Origin of the sequence: Moritella sp. Urea-trap-13 (genome assembly GCF_002836355.1) — a bacterium.
GTDB lineage: Bacteria > Pseudomonadota > Gammaproteobacteria > Enterobacterales > Moritellaceae > Moritella.
The window spans coordinates 1-17,375 of record NZ_PJCA01000002.1; the positions used below are offsets into that span (position 1 = coordinate 1).

Annotated in this window: 15 protein-coding genes; 5 read left to right on the forward strand and 10 right to left on the reverse strand. The window is 41.8% G+C overall.

The window, feature by feature from the left end:
- Positions 1-114 precede the first annotated feature (114 nt).
- On the reverse strand, positions 115-1,236 hold the full coding sequence (locus tag CXF93_RS02245) for a phosphoserine transaminase (protein ID WP_101060722.1): 1,122 nt from the start codon (positions 1,234-1,236) through the stop codon (positions 115-117).
- A gap of 176 nt (positions 1,237-1,412) precedes the next feature.
- Between CXF93_RS02245 and CXF93_RS02250 the strand changes: the two genes are divergently transcribed.
- On the forward strand, positions 1,413-1,808 hold the full coding sequence (locus tag CXF93_RS02250; RefSeq protein ID WP_101060724.1) for a phnA protein: 396 nt from the start codon (positions 1,413-1,415) through the stop codon (positions 1,806-1,808).
- A gap of 100 nt (positions 1,809-1,908) precedes the next feature.
- Positions 1,909-3,099, forward strand: coding sequence for an NAD(P)/FAD-dependent oxidoreductase (locus CXF93_RS02255; protein WP_101060726.1), 1,191 nt, complete (start codon positions 1,909-1,911; stop codon positions 3,097-3,099).
- 131 nt (positions 3,100-3,230) lie between these two features.
- Here CXF93_RS02255 and CXF93_RS02260 read toward each other — a convergent pair whose 3' ends face one another.
- From CXF93_RS02260 to priA, 8 genes are all read right to left on the reverse strand, one after another.
- Positions 3,231-4,811, reverse strand: a complete 1,581-nt coding sequence (locus CXF93_RS02260) for a hypothetical protein (RefSeq protein ID WP_101060728.1) — start codon at positions 4,809-4,811, stop codon at positions 3,231-3,233.
- A gap of 104 nt (positions 4,812-4,915) precedes the next feature.
- Entirely contained in the window at positions 4,916-5,707 is a 792-nt protein-coding gene (locus tag CXF93_RS02265; protein WP_101060730.1) for a Cof-type HAD-IIB family hydrolase, read from the reverse strand.
- Between the two features lie 59 nt (positions 5,708-5,766).
- The gene (locus tag CXF93_RS02270; RefSeq protein WP_101060732.1) at positions 5,767-6,792 is read right to left on the reverse strand and encodes an alpha/beta fold hydrolase; all 1,026 of its coding nucleotides are present in this window, start codon (positions 6,790-6,792) and stop codon (positions 5,767-5,769) included.
- A 506-nt stretch (positions 6,793-7,298) separates the two neighbouring features.
- A complete protein-coding gene (hslU, locus tag CXF93_RS02275) occupies positions 7,299-8,630 on the reverse strand; it encodes an ATP-dependent protease ATPase subunit HslU (RefSeq protein ID WP_101060734.1) in 1,332 nt (443 codons plus the stop codon).
- A 27-nt stretch (positions 8,631-8,657) separates the two neighbouring features.
- The gene (gene hslV / locus CXF93_RS02280; RefSeq protein WP_017223566.1) at positions 8,658-9,182 is read right to left on the reverse strand and encodes an ATP-dependent protease subunit HslV; all 525 of its coding nucleotides are present in this window, start codon (positions 9,180-9,182) and stop codon (positions 8,658-8,660) included.
- 144 nt (positions 9,183-9,326) lie between these two features.
- On the reverse strand, positions 9,327-9,869 hold the full coding sequence (locus tag CXF93_RS02285) for an SPOR domain-containing protein (RefSeq protein ID WP_101060736.1): 543 nt from the start codon (positions 9,867-9,869) through the stop codon (positions 9,327-9,329).
- A gap of 3 nt (positions 9,870-9,872) precedes the next feature.
- Entirely contained in the window at positions 9,873-11,627 is a 1,755-nt protein-coding gene (gene argS / locus CXF93_RS02290) for an arginine--tRNA ligase (RefSeq protein ID WP_101060738.1), read from the reverse strand.
- 97 nt (positions 11,628-11,724) lie between these two features.
- On the reverse strand, positions 11,725-13,926 hold the full coding sequence (priA, locus tag CXF93_RS02295; RefSeq protein WP_101060740.1) for a primosomal protein N': 2,202 nt from the start codon (positions 13,924-13,926) through the stop codon (positions 11,725-11,727).
- Between the two features lie 232 nt (positions 13,927-14,158).
- Between priA and rpmE the strand changes: the two genes are divergently transcribed.
- The 3 genes from rpmE to CXF93_RS02310 all read left to right on the forward strand — a co-directional run bounded on the left by rpmE (position 14,159) and on the right by CXF93_RS02310 (position 16,844).
- Positions 14,159-14,371 carry a 50S ribosomal protein L31 gene (gene rpmE / locus CXF93_RS02300; protein ID WP_101060742.1) on the forward strand — a complete coding sequence of 71 codons (213 nt, stop codon included), beginning with the start codon at positions 14,159-14,161 and terminating at the stop codon, positions 14,369-14,371.
- 404 nt (positions 14,372-14,775) lie between these two features.
- Positions 14,776-16,017, forward strand: coding sequence for a malic enzyme-like NAD(P)-binding protein (locus CXF93_RS02305; protein WP_101060743.1), 1,242 nt, complete (start codon positions 14,776-14,778; stop codon positions 16,015-16,017).
- A 119-nt stretch (positions 16,018-16,136) separates the two neighbouring features.
- Positions 16,137-16,844, forward strand: a complete 708-nt coding sequence (locus CXF93_RS02310) for an RNA-binding S4 domain-containing protein (protein ID WP_101060745.1) — start codon at positions 16,137-16,139, stop codon at positions 16,842-16,844.
- 140 nt (positions 16,845-16,984) lie between these two features.
- Here CXF93_RS02310 and metJ read toward each other — a convergent pair whose 3' ends face one another.
- A complete protein-coding gene (metJ, locus tag CXF93_RS02315; protein WP_101060747.1) occupies positions 16,985-17,311 on the reverse strand; it encodes a met regulon transcriptional regulator MetJ in 327 nt (108 codons plus the stop codon).
- Positions 17,312-17,375: the final 64 nt, after the last annotated feature.

Below are 17,375 nucleotides of genomic sequence, written 5' to 3' on the forward strand. Positions count from 1 at the left end.
GCTGTGCTTAATTAAAGTGCCAAGTACGTTTATTTTTATGGTGAGCAGTGAGGATAGCCAATAAAAAACCAGCCTACGGCTGGTTTTTTAGTTTTTACATTATAGCTTAAATAGTTAGTCGTTATCTTTTACACTTTCATAAGCCCAAACCAGCCAAGGTAATAGCAGCTCAATATCATGCGATTCAACCGTTGCACCACACCAAATACGCAGTCCTGATGGTGCATCTTTATATGAGTTAATATCGTATGCGACTTGTTGACCGGCTAATAAGTTGTTGAATTTTTTAAGCTGGCTATCAGTCAGCGACAAGCGCAAACATACGCTGGTATTAGAGCGGTATTCAACTTGCTTAGCAAGGAAGTCAACCCAGTCATGTTGATTAACAAAATTAGTTAAGATGGCTAAGTTATTCTCAGATCGCGCAATAGCGCTATCAAGGCCACCTATTGCTGTTATCCAATTTAACGCATCTAAATAATCAGCAACGCATAACATCGATGGGGTATTGATCGTCGCACCGCTAAAGATGCCTTCAATTAGCTTGCCGTTTTGTGTTAACCGGAAAATTTTTGGCAGTGGCCAAGGTGGTGTATACGATTCTAAGCGTGTAACCGCAGCTGGGCTGAGGATAATCATGCCATGCGCACCTTCTCCGCCTAATACTTTTTGCCAGCTAAAGGTTGTTACGTCTAGCTTATCCCAATCCATTGGCATCGCAAACACAGCCGAGGTCGCATCGCAGATAGTTAAACCAGTACGCTGGCCGCTGATCCAGTCGGCATTTTCTACTTTCACACCTGATGTGGTGCCATTCCAAGTAAAGACAATATCATGGTCTGAGTTGGTGGCATTTAAATCAGGAAGCTGGCCATAATCAGCGGTAATTGCATTAACATTACTGAGTTGTAGTTCATTCTTGATATCGCTGAACCAGCCTTTACCAAACGACTCCCAGTAACAAACATCAACGGGTTTGCTACCGAGTAAAGACCATAGCATCATCTCCATCGCGCCAGTATCTGAGGCTGGCACTATCGCTATTTTATAATCCTCTGGGATTTGGAGTAACTCTTTGGTTTGTGTTATTGCTTGCTGTAGCGCTGCTTTACCAATATCTGAGCGGTGTGATCGTCCCATTGTGATGATATCAAGCATCTCGAGTTGATAGCCTGGACGCTTGCTGCAAGGCCCTGAAGAAAAGTTAGGATTATGAGGTTTACTGGTTGGGATCATTCGTTATTCCTTTACTAAAGTGCTATCCATGTACAGGGATTATAGCAATGGACTTGCCATCTATGAAGTATTTAAACTAGTGATATTTTATCGTATTTTTATTGCTGCTAAGGTTTGCTATTCCTGACAAATAAACGTATTTTCAACACAGTTTAAATATATAGGAATTGAATATAATGGCTAAAGGCTTAGACAAACATCAACAGCGAAAAGATGAATTAAGTGCATTCGGTAAGAATCTAGCGCGACGTGCTCGTTCGCATTGCGAGACATGTGATGCATCAGGGGTAAAATTGAATATCTTCGAAGTGGCACCGGTACAAATAACCCCTGATTTTGATGATTGTATTTTAATTTGTGATACTTGTAGTGAACAGCTTAACAATCCTAAACGTATTGATGCTGATCATTGGCGTTGCCTGAATAAGTCAATGTGGTCTGAAGTCGCTATCGTACAAGTGACGGCGATACGTATGTTACGAGTGCTAGCTGAAAAGCATGATTGGGCTGAAGATTTGAATGAAATGGCATACTTAGAGCCGGAAGTTGAAGAACGTATTAACAAGCAATAATAAATCTCTTGGCATACGCGATGAAGTCGTTTGGGTATCTGCATAATTAATGCTATTCTGCGGCTCCATTTTTGTATTGTAGTTAAATTAGAGGTCTTCGATGAGCCAAAGTTGTGATGTGATAGTAATTGGTGCCGGTGCTGCAGGATTGATGTGTGCGGCAAGTGCTGGTTACCGAGGTCGCTCAGTATTGGTTCTCGATAATGCCAAGAAAGCCGGTCGTAAAATCCTGATTAGTGGCGGTGGACGTTGTAACTTTACTAATAATGACCTTGCTACAAGTGCCTTCATTTGTGCTAATCCCCACTTCGTTAAATCTGCGTTAAGCCGTTATACCGCTTGGCACTTCATTGAAATGGTAGAGCGTCATGGTATTGCTTATCATGAGCGTGAGCATGGACAGTTATTCTGTGATGATTCAGCAAAAGACATTGTTGATATGTTGCATACTGAATGTGATTGGGCTGGTGTTAAGATCCAACTGCGTACTGAAATCCTATCTATTGAAAAAGCTGATGATGGTCGTTACCATTTGCAAACCAGCCAAGGCGCGTTGAATTGTGAATCTCTAGTGGTTGCCACGGGTGGTTTATCTATGCCTAAACTGGGTGCCACCCCGTATGGTTATAAGGTCGCAGAACAGTTTGGTTTACAGGTAAATGGCACGAAAGCGGGCCTCGTCCCTTTTACTCTGCAGCAACATGATAAAGATAAATATGCCGACCTGTCTGGTGTTAGTTTACCTGCGCGTATCACCACTGAATCAGGTACCAGTTTTAAAGAAGCCTTGTTGTTTACCCATCGTGGACTCTCTGGTCCTGCCGTATTGCAGGTATCCTCTTATTGGAATGCGGGTGAAGCAGTCAGTATCAACCTATTACCTGATGCTGAAATTACTGAAACCTTAGCGGCAATGACGCAGTCGAGTCCTAATCAAGCACTTAAAACGGCGTTAGCGCGCTTGTTACCAAAACGTTTGGTAGAAATATTCTACGCTGATGAGTTATTACCTGAATGCACGCTGAAGCAATTACAGCATAAAGATCTTAATGATATTTCAATGCTGTTACATAACTGGCAAGTAAAACCGAACGGCACGGAGGGTTATCGTACCGCAGAGGTCACGCTCGGTGGCGTTGATACTAACGAGTTATCATCGAAAACCATGGAAGCTAAAAAAGCCCCAGGTTTATACTTTGTTGGTGAAGTGATGGATGTAAGTGGTTGGTTAGGCGGATATAACTTCCAATGGGCTTGGTCTTCAGGCTGGAGTTGTGGCCAGTTCGTATAGCCGCTACGTAAGCTAGATAATTAAAATAAGCACATTGTCGAACGGTTAATGCTAGTGCAGATACAAATTTGCCGCCGCATATAACCGTTTTTTTATATCGTCAGTTTAACCGAGCATGTTGTGCCGCGTATTTACTCTATGGAGATGGCATTACTTTGGGTTAACGCTGTGGTGAATAATTTAACCAAGGTAAAGTTGGTCTCCGCTGCTAATTGCTTGGCTTTTGCCGATGAGGGATAGCTAATACCATCAAAATCGAGCTGTAGCCATTGCTGCTTGTCTTTTATTAACAAACTTTGCCATCGGTGTTGTTGTGTTTTACTTATCTGTAATGGCGTTTGAACCTGAGTTATACGACTAATAAACTTATAACGATTTAAGCCGTTCTCAAATACTAATAGCACACAGCCTTCCCCTTCACACCAGTCGAGCATGACTAACAAATCTTTGCGGCCATTACCATTTAAGTCATATTCGCTAAACCAATATTTGCTATGCTCGGTGCTGGTTTTATGCATGGTAAAATAACGTTTTAGTGCAGTGTTTATTGTTGGCGTACTGATTGTCGGCGAAGGAATGCTTTGCGCTTGAAACTCTCGAATTGGGCTTGGTGAGAGCGTAGTTGTAAAGGCCGTTGTTACAATCTCATCCGTCATTCTATCTAAGGTTAATATGGCGCCATTAAAACTATACTTTTGGTTATCACGCCATTGTTGATTTGCTTGTAACCTTACTCCATCTCGGCGAAAGTGAAACTCGATATTGGCTTTGTTACCCTGATGTTCGGTTAACAATAATTTTAATCCAGATGTTCCATACACATGCCAATAACCGCTTTCATGCAGTTCCTTGCCATTGCTATAACGGTATTTTACCTTAGCTTGGTTGTTGGCTAATAGTGCTAATTCGATCGTCACATTACTGTTTTTATAATTATATTGTCCCAACCAATCTTGCGCGTTGCCTTGTTGGCTAGGGTATTTCCCGCAAGCTGTTATTTGTTTATCCTTTACATATAGTGTGCTGTTATATTGCCAATAATTGTCGTTGTTATCGATACAGCCATTGCCAGAAAATGAGATGTTGAGTTGCTCGTCTTGGTTGTTTTCAGTTTCGATAAATGCCCGTAGGCCTTTAGTCATCACACTTTTCTTAATTGTCCAGTTACTCTTTAAATCTTTAATGATGAAGGTGAATTGATTATCTTTTCCATATCCTCGCCAATTCGGTTCTGAGCCGATAATGTCAAAGTCAGTGGTTGAAACTACTTGCTGACAAGCATTATTATTTTGTTTCGCTAGAAAATGCAGTTGCTCGACAGTGATGATTGGACGTTGGAGCTTTGGGTTGAGCGACTGGGTTATCTGACCTTCAAATTCGATATAGGCATTGGTTTGTTGTAAGCGTTTTACTTGCTCGAGTAAATGGTTATCAGCTTGTAGGTTAAAAATATGGGTATTGCGGCATAAGCGTATGGTGCGCTGCTGCGGTGTTATCGTGACAATACCCCTGAAGTTGGCATATTTTTTCGGAATGACCGAAATATCCAAGGTTTTATTTATATTGCTCGATGTCGTTGAATTTTTGGCTGGCGGAATGAGTGGTTGGCTGGTATTACCGAGAGAGTAAGGGCTGTTACTGATAATAGGCTGCTGTTGTCGGGCACAGCCAGTTATTATAACTAGGCTAATAGCGAGTATAGCTCGAAGCATAATTCATCCTTGATATCGATAGTATTGTTAATCATTAACTCGTTACACTGAGATCCTTTCTGTGTAACGGATTGATATATAATTATGCAGTTGGCTGTTACTAACTACAATATATATTTTTCAATGTAGTGGGCTACGCCATCTTCTGCAGAACTGCCGATCATTTCAAAATCCGGTAGTGCTGATTTAAGCATGACAGAAGCATTGCCCATCACTAAGCCTTTATCAACGGCCTGTAGCATTTCGATATCATTCATACCATCACCAAAAGCCACTGTTTCAGCCAGAGTGAAGCCTTTGATCTTGAGTACTTCGGTCAACGCGAGGGCTTTATTGACGTTAATGTCCATAACTTCTAAGCATTCAGGTAATGAGAATGACACATTTAGTTGTGCGCCGTGCTGTGCGTTAATCTGTGCTGCTAACGTGACGAGATCGTCATGTGGACCACAGAAGAAGAATTTGGCAATGCCAGCTTTTTCTAGTGTGGCGAGATCGGCAACTTGATAGCTAAATGTGGAGTCTTGACTAAAGCTAAGGATCTCGGGGTTTGGCTTGTCGACGAACCACTCGTTATCACGGTAAACATTGGTTTGAATCGTCTCTGGCAACGTAATTTCAGCGATCATTTGTGCTATCTCTACCTGCACATTTTTACTGTAGATAAGTTCACCCTTATTATTGTGAACCCGCGCCCCGTTAGAGGTGATGAGATAAACTTCAGCATCAATCGTTTTTCTAATGGCTTCGACATCGACATTATGACGACCCGTTGCAATGATGAATTTTTTACCTTGTTTAAGCAACTTGTGAATGGTTACTTTGGTTTGTTCTGAGACAATATGTGCAGGTGTCAGTAACGTACCATCTAAATCAGAAACGATAACTTTATACATCTTAACCTCAATATTTACTTCATTAATCTAAAGTCGTGAGACTGTCCGTAGTAACGCACTCAATTTTTGGCAAAGAAATTCAATGCCACAGTGAGTGCTGGGATCCTAAAAATATCCGTTTCTAAGAATAATTCATGTGCTGCGCCGGGGATCAAGACAGGCTCAGCGGGTTGATGCTGATTATGCTCATGGCTTAATGCGCGGCAAAATTGTTGTTGTGCTTCGGCAATGACAACTTCATCACCACCTGCTTGCAAGACTAAGGTCGGTGTTTTGATATTCCCGGCGTATAGGATCGCGCGACGACAAGCTTTAATACTTTGCTGTAGCCAGTTAATTGTTGGACCACCTAATTGTGTCTGCGGGTAAAAGCCATAACTACGGCGGAAAATATCAAAACGCAGTGGGCTGTGCGTTAGCTGGTTAGTTTCAAATGGTGAGTGCGTAAAATCGCCTTTACCGGGAGCGTAAAATGATTCGGTATGGATGATCTTGTTGACGATATGCATCGCTCGGCTATAAATGTTGGCAATAGGGCGTGGTATTTGACCGAAATTAATCCCAAACATGGGGGATGCGAGCACTGCGGCAGCAAAGTCATGGTGATAGCTCTGTAAGTATAAGCTACCAATCGCGCCGCCCATCGAATGGCACAATAAATATTGTTTACTGTGCTGGCTTGGAGCTATGACTTTATCGATAAATAATTTTAAATCGGTGACATAATCACGGAAATGTTCAACATGACCTTTATGTAAGTTTTTTAGTAATCGGTCTGACATGCCTTGGCCACGATGATCTAAGCAATATACCGAGTAACCTTGTTGGCAAAGGTCATAAATTAACTCCCGAAACTTTTGATAAGATTCTGAACGTCCCCCTAACAGTACAATTGCAGGGCTGGTTGCATTGATCACTGCTGATGCGTAGCGCAGCGTTACATTATCAACACCTTGCAATGTGTCTTCGACGATAGTTGCATCCCAAAATTGTGCAATTTCATCATGATATCTATCTGCAAGTTGTGATTCAGTGGTTAAGTTATACGGATTATCAAATTCGACACATGGGTATTTGCTGGACATGGTTGCAGGAGCTTCTTGTTAATTTTAGTGGTGAACATCTGTTACTAGACTACCATAATTTAATTAATAAAATGGTGACTTAAATAACTGTAAATATGTTTAGCGTCAAAAAAAAATCCCGATATTGCAGCGCTTGCCTATTAGTTTATTGTGAGCTAAGGCTATTTAGCGGTAAATAATGATAATTAGCGTTAATTTGGGTTGGTCATTATTGAAAGCTAAACTAATCTTGTTTCATTGATAATCGGAAATTTTTGACATCATATCTCGACAATCAAAGGGGCTGCTAATGAAACGTACTCGACTGAAGAAAAAACTTAACTCGCTACGACGGACTCGTTGTCATTGGTGTCAAATTACCGAAAAGATTAAACCGATAGAGACGAGTTACAGTGCGCTGTTGCACCGCCGTTAGGACGTTACTATTTATAGATAATAGCAAGGCGCTTATCATAAGCGCCTTGTTCTTTTCTTGCTTTTAACTACCGCATATTGCGATGGGTAAATTAAAGGATGTAACGACTTAGATCTTCATCTTCGACTAATTCATCGAGATACTTACCGACGTAATCACCGTCAACCAGTAGGCTTTCGCCATTCTTTTCTGATGCATCAAATGAAATTTCTTCCATTAAACGTTCCATGACGGTGTGTAAACGACGCGCACCGATGTTTTCAGTTTTCTCGTTAACGTTCCAAGCTGCATTGGCAATCGCATCGATCCCTGCTTGGGTGAAGTCTACGTTCACGCCTTCGGTTTTCAGCATCGCCACGTATTGTTCTGTTAATGACGCGTTTGGTTCTGTTAGAATACGCACAAAATCTTCTGCTTTTAGGGCATCTAATTCAACTCGGATTGGCAGACGTCCTTGTAACTCAGGGATCAGATCTGACGGTTTTGCTACTTGGAAAGCACCAGATGCGATGAATAGAATGTGATCTGTTTTCACCATACCGTGTTTGGTTGTGACTGTTGAACCTTCGATAAGTGGTAATAAATCACGTTGTACACCTTCGCGTGATACCCCGCCGTCATTTGAATCGCTGCGTTTACAGATCTTATCAATTTCATCAAGGAATACGATGCCGTTATTCTCTACCGCAAAGATGGCTTTTTCTTTCAATTCTTCTGGGTTAACCAGTTTTGCCGCTTCGTCTTCAACAAGTTGTTTCAAGGCTTCTTTGACTTTCATCTTGCGTGCTTTAGTTGTTGAACCGCCAGAGAGGTTTTGGAACATGCCTTGTAATTGATTGGTCATTTCTTCCATGCCTGGAGGTGCCATGATCTCAACACCGACTTGTGGTGCGGCAAGCTCAATATCAATTTCTTTGTCGTCTAATTTGCCTTCGCGTAATTTCTTACGGAAGATTTGACGGGTATTATCATTGCTGGCTTTTTCTTCTTCGCCCCAGTTGTTACGTGGGTTTGGTAGTAGGGCATCAAGAACGCGATCTTCGGCATTTTCTTCGGCGCGAACATGGTATTTCTTCATTTCTTGTTCACGGGTCAGCTTTACTGCAACATCAGTTAAGTCTTTGATGATTTGCTCAACTTCTTTACCGACATAACCAATTTCAGTAAATTTAGTCGCTTCAACTTTGATAAATGGTGCGTTTGCTAGTTTAGCTAAACGACGGGCAATTTCAGTTTTACCAACACCGGTCGGACCGATCATCAAAATATTTTTTGGTGATACTTCTTGGCGTAATTCTTGGTCTAACTGCATGCGGCGCCAGCGGTTACGTAGGGCAATTGCCACAGCACGCTTGGCATTTTGTTGACCGATAATGTGACGGTCTAATTCAGAAACGATTTCTCTTGGCGTCATTGAAGACATAATAAGCGTCCTTTAATTCGGTAAAATTTAGTAATCGATAGTTTCAACTGTTTGGAAACCGTTGGTGAATACACAGATATTACCTGCAATAGTCAGGGATTTTTTAGCGATTTCTTCAGCGTCTAATTCGGTGTTTTCCAGTAGTGCCATTGCTGATGCTTGGGCAAAATTACCACCAGAACCGATTGCGATAAGGTCATTTTCAGGTTGTACTACGTCGCCATTACCGGTGATGATGAACGAGCTATTTTTATCCGCGACAGCCAGTAAGGCTTCTAAATTACGTAACACTTTGTCGGAGCGCCAGTCTTTAGCAAGCTCTACAGCGGCACGCTCTAGGTTACCTTGGTGAGCTTGTAATTTGGCTTCAAAACGTTCGATGAGGGTAAATGCGTCAGCAGTGCCACCGGCAAAACCAGCGATAACTTGGCCATTGTATAAACGGCGTACTTTTCTTGCGTTGCCTTTCATTACCGTGTTGCCAAGAGAAACTTGTCCGTCTCCGGCCATTACGACTTTGCCTTCACGGCGTACAGATACAATAGTAGTCACGATAAACTCCATTCTAATAAATTCGAGCGTAACTGGGTTGAAATTAGCCACACTGCATTATGCTAGGTAAAAAAAACGCCTCATATGATATGAAGCGTTTTCATTACAATATACCAACTAAGGTGGGTATATTTATTTAGTTTTTCAAGGCTTCCACTGCCAAATTTCACAAGTTGTGACACCTGCGCGTTTAATTTGGTGGCGTTCTTTTTCTGCTGTACGTTTACGTTCGTAAGGGCCTAAAACGACGCGATACCAATTGCCTGTGTGGCGGACGTTGGCCGTATAACCTTGGAAGGCTATTGTTGCTTTCATCGCTTCCGCTTGTGATTGCTGACGGAACGAACCACATTGCATTTGATAACGAATACCTGTGTCTTGTTGTACTGGTATATCAACAATGACTTCTTTGTCTTGCAAGTCTTGTGGATATTGCCATTTTTCCTTAGGTTTCTCTGGTAATGGTTTTACCGTTAACTTTTTCGGTTGTACTTTTTTAACTGGTTCTGGCTGTGCTTCTTCTGCGGTGCCACTGATTTGTGCTAAAAAATAGCCCAAGCCGATTGCCAGCAGTAAAAACAGCAAGATCGCCAACACAGGGCGTTGCTTTTTAGCCGGAGGTGCCTTTTTAGCACCCCGCTTTTTTCTTGGCTTCGGGGCGTGCCCCGCGTAATCCTTACGAGCCATAATTTACATACGTTCCAAAGTTTCAATGCCTAGCAAATCTAGACCTTGTTTAAGCGTCTTCGCTGTTAATTGAGCCAGTTTTAGACGGCTTAATCTAACGTCTTCATCTTCAGTGCTTAAGATTGGGCAAGCTTCATAGAAGCTTGAGAATACGCCAGCTAGTTCAAACAGGTATGTACATAATGTATTTGGTGTTGCACGTTTTGCTACTTGATGCACGATCTCGTTAAACTGGATCAGTTTACCTGCTAACTCTTGTTCTTTGTCTTCGTTTAGCTGCACTTTCGCTGTTGCTAGTTTCGCTAGTGTTTCAGCATCTACTTTGTTGAAGATACTGCCAACACGTGTACAAGCGTAAAGTAGGTAAGGGGCTGTATTACCTTCGAAGCTTAGCATTGAATCAAAGTTGAAGATGTAATCACTGCTACGGTTCTTAGATAAATCAGCGTATTTAACCGATGAGATACCGACAACGCGGGCAATGTGTTTTAGCTCATCTTCAGAAAGTGTTGGGTTCTTCGCTTTTACTAATGTGTAAGCACGTTCTTCTGCTTCGACAAGTAGATCAACAAGTTTTACTGTGCCGCCTGAACGGGTTTTGAATGGACGACCATCTTCACCATTCATAGTACCAAAACCAAGGTGTTCCAATGATGTTTCTGGTTTAACAAAACCAGCTTTTTGAACCACAGAAAATACTTGTTGGAAATGCAGTGCTTGGCGTTGATCAACAAAGTACATGATGCGGTTAGCATTTAGTTGTTGTTGACGGAAGCGCATAGCAGCAAGATCTGTTGTTGCGTAAAGGAAACCACCACCGTTTTTCTGAATGATTACCGGTAATGGGTCGCCATCTTTATTTTTGAATTCATCTAAGAATACACATTTAGCGCCGTTTGACTCTGTCAGTAAGCCTTTTGCTTCAAGTTCTATAACAACGTTATGTAGGTCGTTGTTATAGAAGCTCTCGCCACGTACGTCTTCGCGCGTTAGTTTTACGTTTAGACGTTTGTAGATTTCATGACAGTGTGCAAGTGACACGTCATTGAACTCTTGCCATAACTTATTACATTCTTCATCGCCAGATTGCAGCATTACCACCATTTCACGGGCGCGTATTGCAAAGTCTTCTGATTCGTCAAAACGTCCTTTTGCTGCACGGTAGAATACTTCTAGATCAGAAAGTTGCATGCTAATTTCTGTATTTTCAGCACGTTTCTCTTCCATGTACGCCAGTAGCATACCGAACTGAGTGCCCCAATCGCCAACGTGGTTTTGACGAATAACGTTATGGCCAAGCAATTCTAATGTACGCGCTACAGAGTCACCAATGATCGATGAGCGTAAGTGACCTACGTGCATTTCTTTGGCTAGATTTGGCGATGATAAATCAACCACTACATTATCTGGTGTTGTTGCCTTCTGTACAGACAGGTTTTCATCTGCAAGTGCAATATCAATCTGTTGCGCTAACCAGTTTTGGTTTAGAAAAATGTTGATAAAACCTGGGCCTGCGATCTCTGTACGGCTGACTAAGTCTGATTCAGGTAGGTTATCAATGATTAGTTGGGCTAACTCGCGCGGATTCTTTTTCGCTGGTTTGGCCATCATCATTGCTAAATTTGTCGCTAAATCACCATGAGCTTTGTCGCGGGTTCGATCTACTGAGATGCGTGGTTGTGCATCTGCAGGAATGATTTGTTGTTCTTTTAAGATCGTAACGGTTTGCTCGAGTAGCTGTATAATATGCTCTTTCATGGTTTCTCTTAACTAGCAATGATGAATGAAATAGGCTGATCATTTTAGCGCGATTAGGGCTATTTGACTAGTTAATCAAGGAGAAATAGCGATATCCTTACAACATTTCAGTTGGATCCACGTCTAACGACCAGCGGGCTTTACGTGCGGACTTTAACGCTTCTATTTTAGGCATTATCTGGCGTAGTAGCTGAGTGATGTGCTGACGCTGGGGGCCTTGCAATAATAGCTGTAAGCGATACTTGCCTGCGCGCTTCTCCATTGGTGCTGGCATTGGCCCTAAGCAGAGCAGTTGTGGATTGTGATTATGAGCTTGCACCAGTTGCTTTATTTCCACTAAAAAAGCGTTGGCTTCGCTGAATTGATGGGCTTCAGCACGGAATAAAGCCTGAAAGCTATAAGGCGGCAAACTCGCCATCGAACGCGCGTGTAATGCGGTTTGGGCAAAGTGAGAATAACCATTGTTAATCAGGTCTTGAATTAACTCGTGTTCCGGGTGGTGAGTTTGGATCGCAACTTCACCTTGTTTGGCGGCGCGCCCTGCGCGCCCAGATACTTGTACAAACAGTTGTGCGAGTTTTTCGGGCGCACGAAAATCGCTGCTAAACAGGGCGCTATCGACATCAATTAAGCCAACTAGAGTTACGTCGGGAAAATGATGGCCTTTGGCTAACATCTGGGTACCAATCAAAATACGGAATTCGCGCTTGCGCACGGCTTCTAATGATTTTTCTAAACTGCCTTTACGACTGGTACTATCTCGGTCAATACGAATAATCGGATATTGCGGAAAATGTTCAGCGAGCATTGTTTCGAGTTGCTCGGTACCAAAACCAGCTGTGATGATCTCATTGGAGTCACAGCTTGGACAGCGACGTGGCTTCGGAAATTGTTCATCACAATGGTGGCAATGCAATATATTGCGTGACTGATGGTAGGTGTAATAGGTATTACAGCGCTGACATTCGGCCATTGACCCGCAGGTATGACACATGACCGCAGGTGCATAACCACGGCGATTTAGAAATAGCAGGACTTGATTACCTGCCGCTAAGTGGGTCGCCATTAACGCCATAAACTCAGTAGATAGTCCTGAGTCTAAGGATTGATTTTTAATATCAATCAGGTGATGGGTTGGCATCTGGGCGTTACCCGCGCGTTGGGTTAGCTTTAAGTGACGATATTTACCAGTCATGGCGTTATGCAGCGTTTCTAATGCTGGGGTTGCTGAGCCTAATACTACGGCGATATTATTACGATGCGCTCTGACAATCGCCAGATCGCGGGCGTGATAGCGGAAGGTTTCTTGTTGCTTTAGTGAACCATCATGCTCTTCATCAATAATGATCACGCCTAAATCGTGTATAGGAGTGAATATCGCCGATCTTGTACCAATAACGATACCCGCGACACCCGCTTGTGCTTCTAGCCAAGCCTCGCGACGCTCAGCGTCATTTAAACCGGAGTGCAAGGCGACAATTGGCACATTGAAGCGGCGTTTGAAGCGTGAAATGGTTTGTGGCGTAAGACCAATCTCGGGAACGATGACTAAAGCTTGCTTGCCAGTCTTTAATACTTTTTCGATGACATTCAAATAAACTTCAGTTTTACCACTGCCAGTGACACCATCGAGTAGGTAGGTAGCAAAATGGTTGATGTCAATTGCTGCTATGGTGATCGCTTGTTCAGTGTTAAGCGAAGGGCGATTGTCACTGATGACCAGATTCTGGCGCCAATGTTGCGCATCGTTATCTTGGATCTTGATATATTCTTGGCTGATAAGGCCTTTGTCTTGCAGCGCTTTGATGGTGGTTGATTTAATATTGGCTAATTTTAAATGGGATTGGGTTAACCCTGTTTCTGCCAGTAACTTGATGGTCTGTAATTGCGCAGGGGTTAAACGGTTCAATTCCTTTGCCGTTAATTCATGGGCGCTATCGGTTAATTGCCAAAATGTATAACTGTTTAATTTCGCTGATTCTAATTTACGCAGTAATACTGGCAATGCTTGGGCGATCACTTCACCGATTGGATAATGGTAATAATCGGCACACCAATTGAAAAACGCCAACATATCTGCTGATAAAATCGCGCTATCATCGAGTACATTGATAATGGGTTTGAGTTTTGCGAGTGGAAATTCACTGTCGTTTTTAGTTGCTAGGGCAATGCCAATTAATTGCTTATTCATAAAAGGCACACAGATGCGCATACCTGGCTCGATGTAGATATCATCAGAGTAGGTATAATCAAAACTTCTGCTTAAATGGATGGGAACTGCAACGGCGACAACTGGCATGTACTCAACTCTCTTTTACGGACTAAATCTGTATTTCGACAAGCAGTTTACGGCGGTTAACTGGGTAATGTCTTGATATTTTCTATTTAATGTTCGAAATGCAGTTTATTTATGCATCTGCTATTGATATTAGGGGGTAAGATCCTATATTATTCGCAGCCTAAAAATTCTATAACTTTATGTGGTGTCTGGCAGAGTTTCAGATGGCGACATAACCAAAATTGAGGTTTCTATGAAACAAGGTATACACCCAGAGTACGCAGCAATCGAAGCAAAATGTTCATGTGGTAACGTTTTTGCTATGGGTTCTACTCGTGGAAAAAACATCACTCTAGATGTATGTTCAAACTGTCACCCGTTCTACACTGGTAAGCAACGTACTGTTGATACTGGCGGTCGTGTTGATAAGTTCAACAAACGTTTTGGTGCTCTTGCAGCAAAATAATAATTGTATTTATACAATTGTTTGCAGTGAGTCAAAAGGGTACCTACGGGTGCCTTTTTTTATACCTAAAAAATAGTTTGAAACATTTATAAAACTTAAAATTAACCTCAGTAATTTCATTTCTATAAAAATCTTCTTCTAAAATTAGCAACGCCTGTAAAAATAAACACTTCGTACCAGTGCAAAGGTAGAATAAACCACTTAAATTAATGTAGAATCATGCCAACAATATTATTAGCCGGTTTAGCTCAGTATAAAATAAAAGTGAGCTGTGTTAAATTAAAGTTAAATATTTGGCGTTACATTCAATTATTAGTTAATTCCCCAACGTTGTATCTCACACTTTGTTATTCTTGAACTCAGTCTGTGAGTTATGTGCATTCATTTCATTCAGGATATTGCGTATGTCAGACCTTAGACAGCAAGCATTGGATTACCATGCGAACCCAAAACCAGGCAAAATTGCTATTCAACTTACGACATCAGCAGAAACTGCCGATGACCTTTCTCTAGCATATAGTCCTGGTGTTGCAGAGCCAGTGCGTGCAATCGCTGCTAATCCTGACGATGCTTATAAATATACTGCTAAAGGTAATTTAGTGGCGGTTATTACTAACGGTACCGCTATTTTAGGCCTCGGTAATTTAGGTCCACTGGCATCAAAACCGGTAATGGAAGGTAAGGCGCTGTTATTTAAACGTTTTGCTGATATTGACTCGATCGATATTGAAGTGAAACACCGTACAACTGAAGAATTTATTGATACAGTTGCTAATATCGCCGATACATTTGGTGGCATTAACTTAGAAGATATTAAAGCACCAGAATGTTTTGAGATTGAAAAAGCCTTAATTGCCCGTTGTAAAATCCCAGTATTCCATGATGACCAGCACGGTACTGCGATCGTCACGGCAGCGGGTATGATTAATGCGTTAGACATTCAAGGTAAAGATATTACTGAAACTGTGATTGTTTGCATGGGTGCTGGCGCGGCGGCAATCGCTTGCATGGAATTATTAATTTCATGTGGTGCTCAGCGTGAAAAAATCTATATGTTAGACCGCAAAGGTGTGATCCACACACGCCGTGATGATATTAACGAATACAAGCAGCGTTTTGCTAACAATACCGATAAGCGGACATTACAAGATGCGATTAATGGTGCTGACGTATTCGTTGGCGTATCCGGTCCGAATGTATTATCTGCTGACGATGTGAAGTTAATGGCGGATAATCCAATTATCTTTGCCTGTTCAAATCCAGACCCAGAAATCAAACCAGAACTCGCACATGCTGTACGCCAAGATCTGATCATGGCGACGGGCCGTTCTGATTATCCAAACCAAGTGAATAACGTATTGTGCTTCCCATTCATTTTCCGTGGTGCATTAGACGCGCGTGCTAGCGTGATCAATGAAGCAATGAAAGTGGCAGCGGTACATGCTATTCGTGAGATCGCGAAAGAAGCAGTACCACAATCAGTATTAGCGGCATCTGGCGTTACATCGCTAGAATTTGGTAAAGAATACATTATTCCGAAACCAATGGACCCACGTTTATTACCACGAGTAGCACGTGCTGTTGCACTGGCTGCTGTTGCAACGGGCGTATCACGTATTGAATTACCTGAAAATTACATGTTGTAAATTTATTCGATAATTCTATTTGATAGCTCTAACAAACGCCAAGGTCTTTCCTTGGCGTTTGCATTTCTGCGCTTATACTTGTATAAAGAGCCGCTATATTGCCCACATTTAAGGTTCCCATGTCTGAAGAATACGAAATTGAAGTCATCCCTGTTGTTGTTTCTGCAGAACCAATCGAATTATATAAAATTTTAAAAATTGAGAACCTAGTGACATCGGGCAGTGAAGCAAAGAACCATATTGCTAACGGTTTTGTATATGTGAATGGTGAAGTTGAAACACGTAAACGTAAAAAAATTATGTTTGGTGACATTATTGGTTTTGATGGTGAAGCGTATCAAGTTATGTCAGCCGAAGAGCTAGCGTCATACGATGACGCTGATTATGCGGAGACTGATGATGGCGAAGATTTTCCTGAAGATGAATTTGTTGACCCGGCTGCACTCGAGTCAGATTCTGTCGCAGCATACATGGCTGAACATGATCTTACTGAAGACGATTTCATTGCTAATGATGCCGTTACAAGCGCTGATGTTGAAGCCGATATTGCAGAGCAACAGGTTGCAGAAAATATTGTAGAAGACGTTGCTGTTGAAGCTGCCTTTATCGCGCCAGCAGCGACTATTAAACCTGAAATCGCCAAACCTGCAATTGCTAAACCTGTCGTTACTAAGTCAGTAGTTGAAAGCATTGCTGCTGATACTTGGGAACAGCCAGAAAAGAAGAAAAAGAAAAAACCTGAAGTAAAACAAACTAAAACAGCAAAAGCTGCAGAGCCTAAAAAAGTTGAGAAGAAAAGAGGCCGCGCGGCACCTTTTAGTTTTTAGGACTTAACTTTCAGGGCTTAATTATTAGATTCTAGCTAACGGACTGCATTGAGATGACGAATGCAGACTGTTGAGATCAAAAAAGGCACTCCTTTCATAAAGGGGTGCCTTTTTTATAACTGCTTAGCTATTATTATCGACTAATCATCTTGTTCTAAATAATCATCAATATTAATACCCAGTGCTAACATTTGTGCTTTCGCTTCTGCAGGTATGTTATCTGGCTTGTCTTTGGTTAAATCTTCATCTGCCGGTAATGGTTGGCCAGTGTAAGCATGTAAAAATGCTTCACATAATAACTCGCTGTTAGTCGCATGACGTTGATTGTTAATCTGACGGCGAGTTCTTTCATCTGTCAGTACTTTCAATACTTTCAAAGGAATTGAAACAGTAATCTTCTTTACCTGTTCACTCTTTTTCCCATGTTCTGCATAGGGACTAATATACTCGCCGTTCCACTTCGTCATTTTCGACCTTTGGGTAAATTATTATTTAATGAATAAGTAATAAGTCTACCTTTGAATTTGATTA

Coding starts and splice junctions, on each gene's coding strand:
- CXF93_RS02245 (WP_101060722.1), bottom strand. CDS start 1,236: ATGATCCCAACCAGTAAACCTCATAATCCTAACTTTTCTTCAGGGCCT.
- CXF93_RS02305 (WP_101060743.1), top strand. CDS start 14,776: ATGTCAGACCTTAGACAGCAAGCATTGGATTACCATGCGAACCCAAAA.
- CXF93_RS02250 (WP_101060724.1), top strand. CDS start 1,413: ATGGCTAAAGGCTTAGACAAACATCAACAGCGAAAAGATGAATTAAGT.
- priA (WP_101060740.1), bottom strand. CDS start 13,926: ATGCCAGTTGTCGCCGTTGCAGTTCCCATCCATTTAAGCAGAAGTTTT.
- CXF93_RS02255 (WP_101060726.1), top strand. CDS start 1,909: ATGAGCCAAAGTTGTGATGTGATAGTAATTGGTGCCGGTGCTGCAGGA.
- CXF93_RS02265 (WP_101060730.1), bottom strand. CDS start 5,707: ATGTATAAAGTTATCGTTTCTGATTTAGATGGTACGTTACTGACACCT.
- metJ (WP_101060747.1), bottom strand. CDS start 17,311: ATGACGAAGTGGAACGGCGAGTATATTAGTCCCTATGCAGAACATGGG.
- rpmE (WP_101060742.1), top strand. CDS start 14,159: ATGAAACAAGGTATACACCCAGAGTACGCAGCAATCGAAGCAAAATGT.
- argS (WP_101060738.1), bottom strand. CDS start 11,627: ATGAAAGAGCATATTATACAGCTACTCGAGCAAACCGTTACGATCTTA.
- CXF93_RS02270 (WP_101060732.1), bottom strand. CDS start 6,792: ATGTCCAGCAAATACCCATGTGTCGAATTTGATAATCCGTATAACTTA.
- CXF93_RS02260 (WP_101060728.1), bottom strand. CDS start 4,811: ATGCTTCGAGCTATACTCGCTATTAGCCTAGTTATAATAACTGGCTGT.
- CXF93_RS02285 (WP_101060736.1), bottom strand. CDS start 9,869: ATGGCTCGTAAGGATTACGCGGGGCACGCCCCGAAGCCAAGAAAAAAG.
- hslU (WP_101060734.1), bottom strand. CDS start 8,630: ATGTCTTCAATGACGCCAAGAGAAATCGTTTCTGAATTAGACCGTCAC.
- CXF93_RS02310 (WP_101060745.1), top strand. CDS start 16,137: ATGTCTGAAGAATACGAAATTGAAGTCATCCCTGTTGTTGTTTCTGCA.